Genomic DNA, 18585 nt, shown 5'->3' with positions numbered 1-18585 from the left:
AATATTCGTTATAATAATTTGAACATATAGACAAGTATTGGTAAGCCCAATCTATCGGCCATTGCAACATGTTTTCTAATTTTGAAACCGAAGTTGACGCAATAGTCGAATCGCATTAAAAACTTAAAATAAATAGTATGAATTTAGTAAAGCCGATCGTTGGAATAATACTTGCCTTTTGTGCCTGGGGTACAGACAGCGTATTTGCACAAAGCGGTGATCAGATTTTAGACGGAATTGGCGAAACGGGATTAATTGCCCGTTATACGCTGGAAGAAAATGTAAAAGACTGGTCGAGAAATAACCTGCACGGAAACATCGGGGGTTCCGGTTACGAATTTGTCGACGACGAAGTATTCGGCAAGGTAATCGCATTATCCGGCGACGGAAAAACGTATATAAGTATTCCCGGCGAATTGCTGGCAGGCGAGGAGTCGCTAAGTATTTCGGCCTGGGTTAATTTACGTTCGGCCAAAGCCGGTGCGCCACTTTTCGATTTTGGCAAAAACAATAAATCTACGTTCAGCGCAGCCCCTGCCGGCGAAAACGGTTTCGTGGCACAAGTGGCCGGTTATACAGCAAGTTCGGAAGCAGCAGCATTAAATAAATGGAACCACATAGTAGTTGTTGTTAATGTTCCTGAAAAAACGTTTACAACCTACCTTAACGCTGAGATGGTGAGCGAAGTAGAAGATGTTGAGGTGGAGCTAAAACAACTGTTCGATAGCCGCAAAGGAAATAATGATCAGTTTGTGATCGGGAAATCACTGGCTGCAAACGAAACCTCGCTGGATGCTAAATTGCACGATTTCCGCATCTACCGTATTCCTTTAAACCGTCGACAAATTGGATGGATTAACTTTAGTGCCCTGCACAAAGAGGAGGCAGAAGAGATGATGAGAAACAGGCAAGAAGCCGAACTACAGGAATTTCCGGAAACAACACCACAGCTGTATACCCAGTATTTAAACGGCGTTGAAACGATTGAAGTGGAAACCGAAGTGGGGTTTCTGCCGCGATTGCCACGTTTTGTAAAAGGCGTTTACAGCGACACTTTCGAGGGGCCTGAGGTACGTGTGCTTTGGCCTGCCCCGGAAGATAACAGTGAAGTGCAAAGTGCCGGAAAATATACCGTAACCGGACGAGTTGCCGGAACCGATATTCAACCCACGGCAATTGTTACGGTAGTTGAACACGATCATGATCGTCATGCTCCGCACCGCACGCTGGAGGCTTTTCATTTGAATGAGGTGCAGTTAACAGAAGATGCTCATAAGCACGAAACCAAATTTGTAGAGAACCGCGATAAGTTCGTTAAGGGTTTGTTGGAAACCAATCCTGATAATTTCCTGTACATGTTCCGCAATGCATTTGGTCAGGAACAACCTGCGGGAGCCAAACCACTGGGCGTTTGGGACAGCCAGGAAACAAAACTTCGCGGTCATGCCACCGGACACTACCTGAGCGCATTGGCACAGGCTTATTCGAGTTCGGCTTATGATCCTGCTATCCAGGCTAAGTTTGCCGAAAAAATGGAATACATGGTGAATACCTTGTACGAATTTTCGCAACTATCAGGAACTCCTAAAACTGCCGGAGGTGAGTCGGTATCCGATCCTTTGGCCGTTCCTCCCGGACCGGGAAAGGAAGGTTATGATTCGGATTTAAGCGAAGACGGTATCCGCACCGATTACTGGAACTGGGGAAAGGGTTTTATCAGTGCCTATCCACCTGATCAGTTTATTATGCTGGAACACGGCGCAAAATACGGAACCGATAACGATAAAGTTTGGGCTCCCTACTATACTTTGCACAAAATATTTGCCGGTTTAATGGATATTTATGAAGTGAGTGGCAACGAGAAAGCGCTTGACATTGTAGAAGGAATGGGCGACTGGGTGCATGCACGTTTAAGTGTGGTTCCAGCCGAAACGCTTATCAGCATCTGGAACACGTACATTGCCGGCGAATTTGGCGGAATGAACGAAGCGATGGCACGTTTAAGCCGCCTCACCAATAATAAAAGTTACCTGGAAACAGCGAAGTTATTCGATAACATTCGCCTGTTTTTTGGCGATTCCGAACATTCGCACGGACTGGCGAAAAACGTAGATATGTTCCGTGGTTTACACGCCAACCAGCACATTCCGCAAATTATGGGAGCACTGGAGATTTATCGCGATTCGAAGGAGCCGGAATATTTCAATATTGCCGATAACTTCTGGAATAAAGCCACGGGCGATTACATGTACAGTATCGGAGGTGTGGCAGGAGCCCGTAACCCTGCCAATGCCGAATGTTTCACCACTCAGCCGGCAACGCTTTACGAAAACGGGTTCTCGGTAGGCGGACAAAACGAAACCTGTGCAACCTACAACATGCTTAAATTAAGCCGCAATCTGTTCCTGTATAATCAGCAAGCCGAATTGATGGATTATTACGAGCGCGGGCTGTACAACCATATTCTGGCGTCGGTTGATGAGCATACTCCTGCAAACACCTACCACGTACCTTTGCGTGCGGGTTCTGTTAAGCATTTTAGCAACGAACACATGGACGGTTTTACCTGCTGTAACGGTACGGCAATCGAAAGCAACACAAAATTGCAGAACTCGATCTATTTCCACAGTGCCGATAACAAAGCTTTGTATGTAAACCTTTATGTGCCGTCGATTCTGAAATGGACAGATAAGGACATTACCATTACACAAACAACTGCTTACCCAAAAGAAGACCATACAACATTAACCATTAACGGTAGCGGTAAATTCGATTTGAATGTACGTGTACCACACTGGGCTACCAAAGGATTTTTTGTAACCGTTAACCGCAAAAAAGAAGAAATAACAGCAGAACCGGGAACTTACCTTACTATCAGCCGCAAATGGAAAGACGGCGATAAAGTGGAGCTGCGTATGCCATTTCACTTTTATCTGGAGCCGGTAATGGATCAGCAAAATATTGCCAGTTTATTCTACGGACCGGTATTGCTGGCCGCGCAGGAAGAAGGACCACGAAAAGAATGGCGTAAGGTAACGCTGGATGCAGAAGACATCAGCAAATCAATTTCAGGTGATCCTGAAAAGCTGGAGTTCGAAATTGACGGTGTTACTTACAAACCTTTTTATGAAACATACGGCCGTCATTCGGTATATCTGGATGTACGGTTGAAATAGTTGTACAGCAATGAAAAATAGTATCATTTCATTGCTGACAATAATACTATCTTTCACAAAAACAATTTATTAGTTTAAAATACCTGATTTTGTATTAGGTTTTGAAAGCCGCTTCACCTGGAGCGGCTTTTTTGGGTATAGTTAGCGACAGTCAGTTACAAATGAATGAAACAATGCATAGTAGAAAACGTAATATGGCAGGCAGGGAATAATCGAATCAAATAATGAAAATTCCGAAAGTCAACAAAATCAACCTGTTTTTGATGTTACTGGTAGTGGTTATTTTCTCCATTTCTTGGCAGAATAATAACAAGCTTTCGCTGGAAGAAAAATTACAGCAGGCACTCGATCAGAACCTTGACAAATTCAATGTAAAGGGAGCATCGGCCGCTTTAATTTTTCCTGATGGCAAAGTATGGACTGGCACAAGTGGTATATCGCACGATACGGTTACTATTAAACCCGATATGCTTTTTGCCATTGGAAGCATAACCAAAAGTTTTGTTGCCACCCTTACTCTTAAACTGGTTGAGGAAGAAAAGTTGGCTCTCGATGATCCTTTGTCGAAATGGTTGCCGGAATATCCGCATATAAACAGCAGTATTACAATCAGGCAACTGCTAAATCATACCAGTGGAATTTACATGTTCTGGAGTAACCAGCAAATTTGGGACGACCTGAAAAAGGACAGGGATAAGGTATGGACGCCGGAAGAAGTGCTGTCGTACATTAAAGAACCCTATTTTGAACCGGGAGAGCGATTTCGGTATTCCAATACTAATTATCTACTATTGGCAATGATCATAACCAAAATAACAAATACAAGTCTGTCATCGGAGTTAGAACAGCAGTTCTGGCAGCCATTAAATATTTCTAATGCCTACTTGTCCATAGAAGAGGTGATTCCTGAAAATCAGGCTCATGTTTACGGAGATAACTGGAATAACGATGGTTCTTATCTTGATGTGACTTTTCTTCCGCGGGCAGCGCACGAAAGTATAACCTATGGTTCAGGTGGTATTTTTATTACTGCTAAGGACCTCGCAGTTTGGAGCAGGGCTCTTTTTGAAGGGAAAATTTTGAAACAAGCAACCTTGGATGAGATGCTGGACTTTGTAACTTTTATGCCAAATGGAAATATGACCGGTTATGGATTGGGAGTTCAGCGCTACAAAAGGGATTACACTAACGGGAAACTGGCATACGGACATAGTGGAGCCAATATCGGGACTTCAACATATATGGCCTATCTGCCAAATGTTAAGCTAACTGTTGTTGCTACAATCAATGAGATGAAACATGATTGTTCTGAAGCCATTTTTAAAGATTTGGTGAAAATCTCGCTTCGAGAACTAAATGCATATTCGGTTATATCAGCTTTCGACTTTTTTCCATACGGTGTTATTTTGATTGTTGCAGGGACGTTCTGGACCGTGTTTATTGTTGTTCGGTTAAGGCGAAGGAGAAAAAGGATTAGAGCATTAACAAATTAGTACAAAAAAAGCCGCTTCAAAACGAAGCGGCTTTTCTATATAGCTCGAATAATTTCTATTCTTCTCCTTCTTCAGGTTTTGAATAATCCATAGCTGCCATACGTACGTACGACTGGTAACGCCATTTTGCGTTAACCTCAGCAGCTGCGAACAATTCATCAGCTTCAGCAGGGAACGATTTCTTCAATGAAGTATAACGAACCTCGCCGTTCAGGAAGTCCTGGAATTTGTTCCATTCAGGTGTTTTCGAATCCAATTGGAATGGGTTTTTACCCTCTTCTTCCAACAGCGGATTGTAGCGGAACAGGTGCCAGTATCCTGACTCAACAGCTTTTTTCTCCTCTTCCTGGGTACGTCCCATGCTGGCACGCAATCCGTGGTTGATACATGGAGAATAAGCGATAATGATAGAAGGACCCGGATAAGCCTCAGCTTCTTTCAGTGCTTTAAAGTACTGCGACTGGTTAGCTCCCATGGCTACTTGGGCAACGTATACGTAACCGTAGCTCATCATCATAGCGCCAAGGTCTTTTTTACGTACTTTTTTACCTGATGCAGCAAATTTAGCAACTGCTCCAACAGGAGTAGCTTTACTCGACTGACCACCGGTGTTAGAGTAAACCTCGGTATCCATTACCAATACGTTTACATCTTCGCCGCTTGCCATTACGTGGTCTAAACCACCGTAACCGATGTCGTATGCCCATCCGTCGCCACCAAATACCCAAATCGATTTTTTAACCAGGTATTGTTTCAACGATAGGATGTCTTTTGCATACTGGCTGTCGCTTGTTGCAATAACATCAAGAACTTTTTTAGAAGCAACAACAGAACCTTCTGCATTGTCTTTATTATCCAGCCATTCGCCAAATACTTCTTTCTCAGCGTCTGAAGCACCATTTGAAAGGGCAGTGGTCATAATGTCGGCAATGCGGCTACGTTGTGCGCTAACACCCTCCGAGAAACCAAAACCGTATTCGGCGTTGTCTTCGAACAGTGAGTTAGCCCAGGCAGGACCATGACCCGACTCTTTGTGTTTACAGTATGGAGTTGACGGAGCAGAACCACCATAGATTGAAGAACAACCTGTAGCGTTGGCAACCATCATACGCTCGCCGTAAAGCTGAGTGATCAGTTTAATGTATGGAGTTTCACCACAACCTGCACAAGCTCCCGAGAACTCGAACAATGGTTGAGCGAACTGTGAGTTTTTAACTGATTTTGTTTTGTCAACAACAGTTTCTTTAACCGTAACTTTTTTGTCCATGAAATCCCAACGACCAACTTCAGCCTGCTGTGTTGCAAGTGGCTTCATTACAAGCGATTTCACTTTCGATGGACAAACATCGGCACAGTTACCGCAACCTGTACAATCAAGTGGCGATACCTGGATACGGAAATTCAATCCACCAAATACTTTGGCAGGAGTTGCAGTTTTTGTTTCAGTACCTGCAGGTGCTGCAGCTACTTCTTCTTCTGTCATCAGGAACGGACGAATAGCTGCGTGAGGACAAACGTAAGCACACTGGTTACACTGAATACAGTTCTCTGACTGCCATTCAGGAACGTTTACTGCGATACCACGTTTTTCGTAAGCTGCTGTTCCAAGTGGGAACTGACCGTCTTCTGATCCGGCAAAAGTAGAAACAGGAAGGTCATCACCTTTTTGAGCGTTGATCACATCAACCACTTTGGTAATGTATTCCGGACGATCGGCATCAGCACTTGCATCATCAGCAATTACAATGTCTTTCCATTCAGCAGGAACGTCAACTTTTTCTACGTTTTTACCACCGGCGTCAACCGCTGCGTAGTTCATGTTTACAATGTGCTCTCCTTTATTACCGTATGATTTTACGATAGCCGCTTTCATTTTCTCAACAGCCAGTTCGTAAGGAATCACCTCAGTAATTTTAAAGAAAGCCGATTGCATAATGGTGTTGGTACGCGTTCCCAAACCAATCTCTTCACCCAGTTTAGTACCGTTAATGATGTAGAAGTTGATTTCGTTTTCGGCCAAATATTTCTTCATTGCATCAGGCAACTGTTTTTTGGTCTCTTCTGCATCGTTAATCGAGTTCAGCAAGAAAGAACCACCTTTTTTCAGGCCTTTCAGCACGTCGTACATATTTACATATGCCGGAACATGACAAGCAACAAAGTCAGGAGTAGTAACAAGGTAAGTTGATCGGATTGGTTTATCCCCGAAGCGTAAGTGTGAACAAGTGAAACCTCCCGACTTTTTCGAGTCGTACTGGAAGTATCCCTGACAATATTTATCTGTTGCGTCACCAATAATTTTAATCGAGTTTTTGTTAGCACCAACAGTACCGTCAGAACCCAAACCGTAGAATTTAGCCTGGTAAGTTCCTTCCGGAGTCATGTTGATCTCTTTTTTCAACGGTAGTGATTTGAAAGTCACATCATCAACGATACCGATTGTGAAGTTGCCTTTTGGCTCATTCATTTCAAGGTTTTCGTATACCGAAAGAATTTGAGAAGGAGTAGTATCTTTTGATCCTAAACCGTAACGACCACCAACAATAACAGGTGCATTCTCTTTTCCGTAGAATTGCGACTGAACATCAAGGAATAAAGGCTCGCCACTTGCTCCCGGCTCAGCAGCACGGTCTAATACAGCAATACGTTTTACTGTATCAGGTAATGCTTCAACAAAATATTTTGATGAGAATGGACGGAACAGGTGTACCGACATTAAACCTACTTTTTTGCCTTGAGCTGCCAGGTAGTCGATAGTTTCTTTAATGGTTTCGGTAACCGAACCCATAGCAATGATGATGTTTTCAGCATCAGGTGCACCATAGTAAGTGAAAGGACGGTATTTTCTACCTGTCAGTTCGCTGATCTGGTCCATGTAATCAGCAACGATATCAGGAACTGCATCGTAGTATTTGTTTGCTGATTCTTTTGCCTGGAAGAAAATATCAGGGTTTTGAGCTGTACCACGGGTTACAGGATTTTCAGGATTTAACGCACGATTGCGGAATGCCTGAATTGCTTCCTGGTCAACCAATGGTCTCATGTCTTCCATGTCGATTGCTTCAATTTTCTGAACTTCGTGTGATGTACGGAATCCGTCGAAGAAAGCAAGGAAAGGAACTCTTGATTTCAATGTTGCCAAGTGTGCAACACCTGCAAGGTCCATTTCTTCCTGTACCGAACCTGAAGCCAACATTGCAAAACCAGTTTGACGGGCAGCGTAAACGTCGCTGTGGTCGCCAAAAATTGATAATGCGTGACCGGCTAAGGCACGTGCACTTACGTGAAATACTGTTGGTAATAACTCACCTGCAATTTTGTACATGTTAGGGATCATTAATAATAAACCCTGTGATGCAGTGTAAGTAGAAGTTAAGGCACCCGATTGCAGTGCTCCGTGAACAGCACCGGCAGCACCGGCTTCACTTTGCATTTCTGCCAAACGTACTGGGCGACCAAACATATTTTTCTTTCCAAAAGCAGCCCATTCATCAACGTACTCTGCCATGGTTGACGACGGAGTGATCGGATAAATACAGGCGACTTCGCTGAACATGTAACTCATATACGCTGCGGCGTAGTTTCCGTCACATGTTACCATCTTTTTTTGTTTTGCCATCTTTATTCGTCTTTAATTTATTTAGATTGAAATTGATATTTTTCTTCTTGATGCTTGATCCTCGATTCTAGATGCTGGATTCTTGATCCGGGATACTTGATGTTTGATTTTCAAAATTTGTATAATAATCTTCAATTGGTTCTGCTAATGTGTTGTGGTGTTTGTCCACTGAACTAATAAAGTTGTTTAGCTTTCTGCCCAATAAGTTTGCTAAGTTTTTTAATTCGCTATATAATTTTTCGTTTTTCAGAGATCCTGTATTAAAAAGGTTCTCCAGGTGGTCGATTGTTTCATCATTCGATGCAATTGAATACGTTAGAAATCGTAAAAAATCCATTTTATATCTTCTTCTTCCATAACCCTCAACAATTTGCGATTTAGAAGATTTCGATGAACGTCTTATCTGACTGCCTTCTTCGTATAACTCGAAACCCGGCAGTTCTTCCATGGTCATTTTATGAACCTTAATTACCAGTTCATTTGCCAATTGCCATATTTCAAGTTTCTTATAAGACATTTATTTTATTCAGTTATAATCTATTTTATCGATATCCAGTATCCAGTATCCAAAATCCAGTATCTAGTACAGGAATCCAAAGAGCCATAATGGAATTTTATTTCCCTGGCCAACCTCGATTACATCAGAGGCAGCATAAATTCCTTTTTCAGGTTTTAGTTTTCGTCCGCCAACATTGAATTTGTATTTTCCGTTGACGCAAAAATCGGCAGCCGGCGATTTCGCCAACTGGCATACATAGCCAACCTGGTTGTAAAAGAACGTTTGTCTTACCGTGGCTTTATCGTAATTATTCGGAGCAATAGCGTTTAGCAGGTTGGTATTGTGCATGTACACTTTGTCCGGCTTCTTCATCTGGTCATCATCACTTCCGCCGTTTTCATAAAGCAGGTTAATCAGTCGGGCGTGCTTCAAATATTTCAGGTAATTCATAATGGTTGCACGCGACGTCTCAACTGAACTTGCTAATTTACTAACATTCGGAGTAAAAGGCGCTTCTGAAGCAATGATGTGCAGCAGCTTTCTGAGTTTTGGAAGGTATTTAAATTCAATCTGGTTGATGTATGGTACATCAATCTCCAATGCCAGGTTGATATTCTTTAACAACTTGTCGATATAAAAATTCGGATCGTGAATGTAGTAGGGGAAATAACCATGACGTAAATAATCGTCGAAATACGCCAGAGGTCTTACCTGATCGACCACTTTTTGTGCAATTTCAATGTGGTTTTTCAGTATCTCCTCAAGGGTGTATGTTGTAAAATTGCTTCCTGTTTCGTGATTCAGGTACTCGCGGAACGATAAACCTTCGAGGTGGTAAATGGTAGCCATTCCCTCCAAATCAGGGTTATCCTCGGTAATACGCAGTACCGGCGACGATGTGAAAATAATTTTCAGGTCAGGAATTTCATCCAGACATTTACGCAAATCGGCCGACCAGTCGGGGTACTTTTGTATCTGATCGAGCAGAAGTAATTTCCCTCCGCGTTTTGCAAATTCGTCGGCAAATGAACTGATTTTGCGTTTTGTGAAATAAAAATTATTCAGGTTAAGATAAAGTACATCGTTGCTGTCGGGGTGATGCGCTTTTATATAGTCGAGCAAAAATGTTGTTTTTCCAACACTCCTGAATCCTTTGATACAGATAAGCCTTTCGTTCCAATCGATATTGTTCATCAGCTCTCTCTGGATGGTATCTTTTGAACCCTGAAGTAATGACTTATGTACTTGTTGAAAAAATTCCAATGTTTACGATTTTAGATTAAATTGAGTTTGTAGATTTTGTAATCTCTACATAGCAAATTTAATAAATTTGTGTAAGGCGTGCATGTTTATTTTGTCTCTATGACAAAAATCATAAATGGTTAATATTGGGTTAATCTAAAACTAACTTACACTAAGCCAGAGAATCCCATAAAAGCCATTGCAAGAATACCTGCAGTTATTAATGCAATTGGAGTACCTTTTAATCCTTTTGGTACATCTTGCAGATCGAGGTGCTCGCGAATACCGGCAAAGATGATCAGTGCCAGTCCAAAACCGATGGCATGCGACGTTGAAAAAATAACGCCTTCCAAAAGGTTAAATTCGTTTTGCACAGTAAGAATTGCCACACCTAAAATAGCACAGTTGGTTGTAATAAGCGGCAGGAAAATTCCCAACGCCTGGTAGAGTGGAGGACTTACTTTTTTTAGAATAATTTCCACCATTTGCACCAACGAAGCGATTACCAAAATAAAGGCTATGGTTTGCAAAAATCCTAATCCGAATTTTTCAAGCACATAGTTTTGTATCAGGTAAGTTACAATGGTTGCCAGAATCATTACAAAGGCAACGGCGCCGGTCATACCAATACCGGTCGACACTTTTTTGGAAACACCCAAAAACGGGCAAATTCCCAAAAACTGCATTAGAACAATGTTGTTTACAAGTATGGCGCCTATTACAATTACTAAATAGTTCATCTTTTATCCTCCTAATTCTTTTTCATTCGGTTGATTAATGCAATCAGGTAACCAAGAACAATAAATGCTCCGGGTGCCAGCACAAATACAAGGGTTACGTAGTTCTCGGGGTAAATGGTAATATTAAAGATTTTACCGCTTCCCAGAATTTCTCTGATACCTCCCAGTAAAACCAGTGCGAATGTAAACCCGAGTCCAATGCCAAGTCCGTCAATGGCTGAAGAACCAACATTGTTTTTCGAGGCAAAAGCTTCGGCACGACCCAGTACGATACAGTTTACCACGATTAAGGGAATAAACAAACCGAGGCTTTTGTACAACGCAGGAACAAAGGCCTGCATAGTAAGTTGCACAATGGTTACAAACGTGGCTATAATTACGATAAATGCCGGAATACGCACTTTTTCAGGAATGGCGCTTTTTACCAGCGATACCACAATGTTCGACATCAGCAATACAAAAGTAGTGGCCAGACCCATGCCCAGACCGTTAATTGCCGACGAGGTAACACCCAGGGTAGGGCACATTCCCAGCAACAATACAAATACCGGATTTTCTTTTAAGAAGCCTTTTGAAAAGTTTTTCCACTGATTCATAACACGAAATTATTGTCCGGAATCTCCGGTGGTTTTATTGTCTTTATAAGTACTGTATGCTCTGTTCAATGCATCAAGAAATGCGCGAGAGCTAATGGTAGAGGCAGTAATTGCGTCAATGTCTCCTCCATCTTTCGAAACTGAAAATTTGGTTGTCTCCGGGTTTTTACCAATCACATACTGATTTGGTTTTTCCGGGTTGCTAAACCAAACATCCATTTTTGAACCCAAACCGGGTGTTTCGGCATGTTCCAACACGGAGTAACCCGAAAAATTGCCGTCTTTATCAATACCGGCCATTATGGAAATAAATCCGCTGAAACCACTTTTTGTATAGGTTTTTATGGCTGTTCCAACCAGTTCGCCATTTTTATAGGCAGGGAAAAATTCCAGTGAGTCTTGTCCTTCTCCGGGGCTGAGCACCATACTTTCTCCCAACTCGTCAAACTCGGGCAATACAGTTTTAATTGCCTCGGTTTGTGCTTTTAACTTTGCCACTTCGATAGGTCCTTTTGTGAAATCGTACACAAACCCCAGGGCAGCTGCAGCAATACCGGTTACTAAAACCAGTGTTACCACCATATTTGTAAAACTCGATTCTCGTTTTGCCATTTTACTGTCCTCCAAAACGTTTAGGTTTAACATACATGTTAATTAGTGGCACAAACGCATTCATAATCAGAATTGCGAACGAAATACCTTCGGGGTAAGCGCCAAACATACGAATGGAGATGGTGATCAAACCAATTCCAAAACCGTAGATCAGTTGTCCTTTTCCGGTCATTGGAGAAGTTACCATATCGGTGGCCATAAATATGGCTCCCAACATTAAACCTCCGGTAAATATGTGGTAAACCGGGTTTACATACATTTCAGGATTTATCATCCAGAAAATACCCGAAACCACCAAAACAGTAAGTAGAATCGATACCGGCGTTTGCCAGGTTATCACTTTTTTCCAAAGCATGTAAAGGCCTCCAAGAACCAGCAACAGCGCTGATATTTCGCCCATTGAACCGTGGTTGAAACCAATGGCCATGTCGGATAAGTTGGGCAGTCCCTGAAGTTGTGAAACCGGAATACCGTTTTTAATACCTTCTTTAATAATGGCAAGTGGTGTGGCTGCCGAAACAGCATCAACGTCCATCATTCGGGTTACGGGCCACGATGTCATTTGCACCGGGAACGAGATCAACAGGAATACCCTGCCTACCAAAGCCGGGTTAAACACGTTTGATCCTAAACCGCCAAACGACAGTTTGCCAACTCCCATGGCAGCAATAGCACCAATTATAATGATCCACCATGGCAGACTTACCGGCACATTAAATGCTAAAAGTACACCTGTGATTAAGGCTGAACCGTCGGTAAGACTAGGTTTTACCTTCATTACATATTTTTGAATGAGGAATTCGATAGCCAGACAGGACAGGACTGAAATTAATCCAACCCGAACGGCATCGAGGCCAAACATATAAATACCCCAGATCATGGCCGGAATCATCGCATATACCACCCGAAGCATAATCTTCTGGGTTGATTCGCTCGAATGAACGTGCGGTGATGGTGAAACTGTTAATAATTTACTCATTACTCAGTTGTTTGTTTTTCTTTCTTCTTGTCATTTCAATCCGCCGGTTGACGGACAGCATGACATTTGGTTTGATTTTTATTTTTTACGTGAGCGAATCATCGCTCCAACTTTCCCTTTTCCAAAACGGATATAATCGAGCAACGGACGGCTTGATGGACAGGTGTAACTGCATGAGCCACACTCGATACAATCCATTATGCGTTCGTTTTCTGCACGCTCGAAAATTTGTTTTTCACCTAATGTCATCAGCAGGTAAGGTTCCAGTCCCATCGGGCAAACCGATGTACAACGCGAGCAGCGAATACATGCTTGTATCTCTTCACGTTTACTTTCTTCTTCCTGCATCAGAAGAAGTCCTGAAGTCCCTTTTGTTACCGGAACATCGAGCGATGCAATGGCGCGTCCCATCATAGGGCCACCACTGATAATCTTTCCTGTATTCTCAGGAAGACCGCCGGCAGCTTCAATCAACTCGGAGGTAGCAGTACCAACACGAACCATAAAGTTCGATGGTTTTTCAACGCCTTTTCCGGTTACGGTAACTACGCGCTCAAACAATGGTTTATTTTTCTGAATGGCCTCGTAAACTGCAAAAGCAGTACCTACATTACTTACCACAGCACCAACTGCAATTGGTAAAGCTCCCGAAGGAACTTCTTTTCCTGTTACCGCGTTGATGAGTTGTTTTTCACCCCCCTGCGGGTATTGTACTTTAAGCGCCTGAACGCTCACTCCGTTATAGTCAGCGCATTTTTCATTTAGCAGTTTAATGGCATCGGGCTTGTTGTTTTCAATACCGATAACGGCTTTGTCAACGCCCATTGCTTTCATCAGCAACTGGATTCCCACCATAATCTCGTCGGCTTTTTCAAGCATCAAACGGTGGTCCGAAGTCAGGTAAGGTTCGCATTCCACGCCGTTAATCAACAGCACTTCAGCTTTCATTCCTTTTGGCGGCACCAGTTTTACGTGGGTAGGGAAGGTTGCACCACCCAAACCTACGATTCCGGCTTCCTGAATCTTTTTAACGATTTCAGGTCCGTCAACAGAAATTTCCTTAACCAAATCTTCCGAGCGGTCGATGCCTTCCACCCACTCATCGCCTTCAACGGTAATAAAAATACCTTGCTTCGGATAACCCGAACTGTCGGCTGAGAAATCAACCTTGGTAACTTTTCCTGAAACCGATGAATGGATATTTGTAGAAACAAAACTGCTGCTTTGCGCAATTACCTGTCCTACTTTTACCTCGTCGCCTTTTTTTACCACCGGAGTAGCCGGTGCACCAATGTGCTGAGCTACCGGGATAAACACTGTTTTTGGAAGTGGCAGTACCTCAATCTTTTTATCTTTCGATAACTTATTTTCGGGAGGATGTACTCCGCCAATTTTGAACGTCTTCAACATCCTGTATTAATTTACTGGTTCAGTTTCTTTTTTTTCTTCTGGTTTTACTTTCCGTGGAGGAAAGTTCTCTTCGATGATGGCACCTGTTGGGCAAACGGCCACACATTTGCGGCACAGTTTACACTTGTCGGAATCAATGTATGCCAGGTTGTTTTCCATGGTAATGGCATCAAACGGACATTCTTTGAAACACTTGCTGCAACCGATACATGCAACACTACAAGCTTTGCGAGCTACGCCACCTTTATCCTGGTTGCGGCACGATACCACCACTTTTCGGTTTTTAGGCATCTTCTTGCGCAACTCAATAAGGTCTTTCGGACAAGCGTCAACACATGCTCCGCAGGCCACACATTTGTCGTCGATAATTTCCGGAATTCCGGTTTCGGGATGCATAACAATAGCATCAAAATCGCAGGCATCGAAACAATCGCCGTAACCCAAACAGCCAAACTGGCAACCGGATTCGCCACTGTAAACCGATGATGCGATGGCGCAGGTAGTTGCTCCATCGAAACTACTGGTTTTCGGGCGGTGATCGCAGGTTCCGTTACAACGAATGTAAGCCACACGCGGATCTTTTTTAACAGCCTCAAGCCCCAGGATAGAAGCCACATTGCTCATGGTTTCGTTTCCTCCAACCGGACAGTTTAAATCGCCCAACTCGCTGGCTTTTACACAGGCTTCGGCAAAAGCTCTACAGCCTGCAAAACCACAACCTCCGCAGTTAGCTCCCGGCAATGCTTCGTCAACATCGTCGATGCGCGGATCTTCAATAACTTTGAATTTCTGTGCCACAAAATATAGAATTACCGCTGCTGCGGCGCCAATTACGGCTAATGTGACAATTGTATATACAACCGTGATACTCATGTTTTAATTGGTTTCTTCGAGTTCGAATTTCAATACTTTTTTTAATAAATGCCTAAAAAAATATAATGTTATATAGTATGGTACCAGAATGAATAAGGAGAGAAGCCCCGATTTTAGTTCGTCGCCGGTAACTTCAAGTGCAATGATTAAAGTGCCTAACACAACAAAAAACGGAATTACATACCCCCAGATAAGTGCTGTAAAACCTTTTGATTGTTTAAAAAGAATGGTAACCTCGTCGCCAATTTTGTAGCTGCCTTTGTATTCGCTTACCTCAATTTCCTTGTCCTGGAAATCGGAAACCGAACAGGCGCCTTGTGCGTGACAAGTTGAGCAGGCCGACTGGCTTACAATATTCACAGTAAGCGAAGCATCTTTTATTGCTTTAACAAATCCCTTATGTCTAATTATAGATTCCGTAGCTGTAAATTTTGCTATTTGCAGATGGCAAAACTATATAATAAATTGAATCTCGAAATGACAGAAATACAATTTTTCTGAAAACAGGACTATTTATAAGTAGTCTAATTTAGATTGTCGAACCTTTCTATAATTAGTTCGAAAAAGTAAGGAAATACGTTCTGAATTTAAGTTCAGATTTAAAGTGTAAACCAGTCTTTAATGCTTGAGTTTGTGCAATTAAAGTGTACTTCGTCTTTAGCCGTGTAATTTTGTTCTGTTAAATAAAACGGAAGGAATCTACTTTTCCTTTTTAGCTTCATCCTTCAGCGAATCCACATCCCAGGCGCAATCGGTTTCATGAATGGAGTAGTTTTTTTCGGCTTGCAAGGTTTCTTTTACCTGTTCTGCAAAACGACGGGTTTCCTGAATAAACTTACCCTGGTCTTCCAGCCAGTGTCGGTACAGCTCTTCTGTAACCTGGTCTTCGTGGTGTTTAAAAGTGCGTGTGGCACGGTAGGCTTCGTATTTCGAAAATCCCAGTTCAATCAATGCGTCGTTTCCCAGTTCGGCGGCCGAATGAAAGTTTTCGCGTTGTACTTTGTTAATGTTTAAATTCAGGTATTCAAACACATGGAAAATATCTTTGGCACGCGCCAGTATTTTTACATGCGGGTATTTCTTACGCACAATCTCTGCCACTTTCAACGCGTTTTCATGCTCGGCCATACTAAGAATCAGCAAACGGGCATTTTCAATTCCTGCTTTTTCGAGCATTGTAGGGCGGGTAATATCACCAAAATACAGTTTGAAACCATATTTACGCAGTGTTTCAACGTTCGATGGATTATTATCGAGGATGGTAACTTTTATTCCGTTTGCCAGTAAAATACGGCCAACTGTCAGTCCAAATCGCCCGAAACCTGCAAGAATTACCGGTGTCTCTTCATCCTCAATATCATCGTATTCCAGTTTGTTTTGCCAGCGCGCCAAAATAGGGCTCACCGCTTTGTCGTTAAAAATTAGCAGTAGTGGCGAAATCGCCATCGATAAGGTAACTACCAGTAAAAGCATGCCCGAAGTTTGTTCGTCGAACAGTTTGTTTTGTTTCGAGAAAGAGATAAGTACAAAAGCAAATTCGCTGGCCTGTGCCAACAGAAATGCAAAAAGAAACTCAAAACCTTTTTTAAGCCGGAATATTCTGCCCAATATCAACAGAACCACAAACTTTATAAAAATAAGAAGGAGCACAAACAGAATGATTACCCATGGATCTTCGATAAGCAGGTTAAAGTTGATGCCGGCTCCCACAGAAATAAAAAAGAGTCCCAGCAGTAATCCTTTAAACGGATCGATGGTTGTTTCCAGCTCGTGGCGGTATTCGCTGTCGGCCAGAACAACGCCGGCGATAAAAGTTCCAAGTGCGGGTGATAATCCAATGGCATCCATACCAAGAGCAGTTCCAATAACCATTAGCAGGGCCAGTGCTACAAAAACCTCGTGTAAACCGGTTTCGGCAACCAGACGAAAAATATGGCGGGCAGCAAACCGGCCAATAATAACCAATACGGTAATCGCTCCAATAATAATTAATAATTGCAGCCAGCCGGGCAATTGTGCAACCTGTCCAATACTGTTTATCGATGTATCCGAAAGATCGGCCGGTGTCCCCAGAGTGGCTATAATTGGTAGTAATGCAAGTATTGGAATAACCGCCATATCCTGAAACAATAAAACCGAAAAAGCCGATCGCCCGGCAATGTTGCGCATTAATCCTTTTTCGCTTAAAGTTTGTAATACAATTGCTGTTGACGAAAGTGCAAGAATAAGCCCGATTGCCACCGCCCTGTTTAGCTGGAAGTTGAGTAAAAGAGCTACTCCGGTAATTATTCCTGCGGTAAGAAGAACTTGTAATCCCCCGAGTCCAAAAATAGATCGCCGCATTTTCCACAATAGTTTGGGCTCCAGTTCCAGACCGATAATAAAAAGCATAAGCACAACGCCAAACTCGGCAAAATGCATCACTTCTCCGGCTTCGTTGCCCACCAATCGTAACACAAATGGTCCGATAATAATTCCGGCAAGCAGGTAACCCAGCACCGAACCAAGACCCAGTTTTTTGGCGATTGGAACAGAAACTACTGCTGCACCAAGGTAAATTAATGCGTTTAAAAAGAATTCCTGATTATGCATCGTGCTTAATTATTTCGTTCATGTACTCCATTGTGTTCAGTTGTTCCGAATCGATCTCGTTGTCGCGAAGCAGAGTTATAACCTTACGATAATCGTCGGCAAATTTTTTTATGTCATCTCTGCTTAGGGTATTTGAACCGTGCACTACAAAAGGCGGGAGGTTTTCCATCCGGCAAAGACTGGCCGATTGTATAAAAGGTGCTAAAAACTGGTTTATGGTATACCGGTTTTTCCCCTCGGCACTGTATACTTCTTTTCTTCCGCCTGTTGAAATGCACGACATGGCCCATTTACCTTCCAAAGCCCGTCCGTGTGTACCATAAGCAAAGCCATGTTGCAACACCAAATCCATCCATTCTTTGATAATAGCCGGAGCACTGTACCAGTAAAACGGATGTTGCCAGATTATGATATCGTGCTGGGTTAGCAGTTTTTGTTCAACAGGCACATCAATAAAAAAATCGGGATACTTTTCATACAAATTATTAACTGTAACGCCATCCAGATCTTTAATAGCTTCCATTAGCGTTTTGTTTATGAGCGACTTGTGAAAAGCCGGATGTGCAAAAAGTATTAGTATTTTTTTCATTTGCCTGAACTGTTTTTTTTCCCAATTTAATGAATAAAATTATGAAACGAACATGAATTTTGATATTCTAAAATTTACAAAACAGAATGATTAAAATTCATGGCGGGTTGCATCTGTTACGAAAATAAATAAACACGATTAAACAGATGAAACATAAATAACCAA

The 18585-nt window shown here is 42.5% G+C and carries 14 protein-coding genes; 2 read left to right on the top strand and 12 right to left on the bottom strand.

What is annotated here, in order from left to right:
- The first annotated feature begins 137 nt into the window (after positions 1-137).
- Together LH29_RS21490 and LH29_RS21485 are read left to right on the top strand one after the other, a co-directional pair.
- Entirely contained in the window at positions 138-3176 is a 3039-nt protein-coding gene (locus LH29_RS21490; RefSeq protein ID WP_045033385.1) for a beta-L-arabinofuranosidase domain-containing protein, read from the top strand.
- A gap of 224 nt (positions 3177-3400) precedes the next feature.
- A complete protein-coding gene (locus tag LH29_RS21485) occupies positions 3401-4669 on the top strand; it encodes a serine hydrolase domain-containing protein (RefSeq protein WP_082063895.1) in 1269 nt (422 codons plus the stop codon).
- Between the two features lie 55 nt (positions 4670-4724).
- Here LH29_RS21485 and nifJ read toward each other — a convergent pair whose 3' ends face one another.
- From nifJ to LH29_RS21425, 12 genes are all read right to left on the bottom strand, one after another.
- Positions 4725-8288 carry a pyruvate:ferredoxin (flavodoxin) oxidoreductase gene (gene nifJ / locus LH29_RS21480; protein ID WP_045033383.1) on the bottom strand — a complete coding sequence of 1188 codons (3564 nt, stop codon included), beginning with the start codon at positions 8286-8288 and terminating at the stop codon, positions 4725-4727.
- Positions 8289-8355: 67 nt separating this feature from the next.
- Positions 8356-8805, bottom strand: coding sequence for a four helix bundle protein (locus tag LH29_RS21475; protein WP_082063894.1), 450 nt, complete (start codon positions 8803-8805; stop codon positions 8356-8358).
- Between the two features lie 63 nt (positions 8806-8868).
- Complete coding sequence (locus tag LH29_RS21470) at positions 8869-10050, bottom strand: ATP-binding protein (RefSeq protein WP_045033382.1); 1182 nt, start codon at positions 10048-10050, stop codon at positions 8869-8871.
- 146 nt (positions 10051-10196) lie between these two features.
- The gene (gene rsxA, locus LH29_RS21465; protein ID WP_045033381.1) at positions 10197-10769 is read right to left on the bottom strand and encodes an electron transport complex subunit RsxA; all 573 of its coding nucleotides are present in this window, start codon (positions 10767-10769) and stop codon (positions 10197-10199) included.
- 11 nt (positions 10770-10780) lie between these two features.
- Positions 10781-11365, bottom strand: a complete 585-nt coding sequence (locus LH29_RS21460) for an RnfABCDGE type electron transport complex subunit E (protein ID WP_045033380.1) — start codon at positions 11363-11365, stop codon at positions 10781-10783.
- A gap of 9 nt (positions 11366-11374) precedes the next feature.
- Positions 11375-11992 carry an RnfABCDGE type electron transport complex subunit G gene (locus tag LH29_RS21455; protein ID WP_198152544.1) on the bottom strand — a complete coding sequence of 206 codons (618 nt, stop codon included), beginning with the start codon at positions 11990-11992 and terminating at the stop codon, positions 11375-11377.
- Positions 11979-12956, bottom strand: coding sequence for an RnfABCDGE type electron transport complex subunit D (locus LH29_RS21450; RefSeq protein WP_045033379.1), 978 nt, complete (start codon positions 12954-12956; stop codon positions 11979-11981). The genes LH29_RS21455 and LH29_RS21450 overlap by 14 nt, the downstream gene beginning before the upstream one ends.
- A 78-nt stretch (positions 12957-13034) precedes the next feature.
- Positions 13035-14366 carry an electron transport complex subunit RsxC gene (gene rsxC, locus LH29_RS21445; RefSeq protein WP_045033378.1) on the bottom strand — a complete coding sequence of 444 codons (1332 nt, stop codon included), beginning with the start codon at positions 14364-14366 and terminating at the stop codon, positions 13035-13037.
- Between the two features lie 6 nt (positions 14367-14372).
- Positions 14373-15239: a Fe-S cluster domain-containing protein gene (locus LH29_RS21440; protein ID WP_045033377.1), complete on the bottom strand. Its 867-nt coding sequence runs from the start codon at positions 15237-15239 to the stop codon at positions 14373-14375.
- A gap of 3 nt (positions 15240-15242) precedes the next feature.
- The gene (locus tag LH29_RS21435) at positions 15243-15620 is read right to left on the bottom strand and encodes a SoxR reducing system RseC family protein (protein WP_262485572.1); all 378 of its coding nucleotides are present in this window, start codon (positions 15618-15620) and stop codon (positions 15243-15245) included.
- Positions 15621-15938: 318 nt separating this feature from the next.
- A complete protein-coding gene (locus LH29_RS21430) occupies positions 15939-17831 on the bottom strand; it encodes a monovalent cation:proton antiporter-2 (CPA2) family protein (RefSeq protein ID WP_045033375.1) in 1893 nt (630 codons plus the stop codon).
- A complete protein-coding gene (locus LH29_RS21425; protein ID WP_045033374.1) occupies positions 17824-18420 on the bottom strand; it encodes an NAD(P)H-dependent oxidoreductase in 597 nt (198 codons plus the stop codon). Before LH29_RS21425 ends, LH29_RS21430 begins: the two co-directional genes overlap by 8 nt.
- Positions 18421-18585 lie beyond the last annotated feature (165 nt).

Source organism: Draconibacterium sediminis (assembly GCF_000949475.1).
Lineage (GTDB): Bacteria > Bacteroidota > Bacteroidia > Bacteroidales > Prolixibacteraceae > Draconibacterium > Draconibacterium sediminis.
The sequence above is the reverse complement of the archived record's forward strand: the minus strand, read 5'-3'. Positions and strand labels throughout refer to the sequence as shown.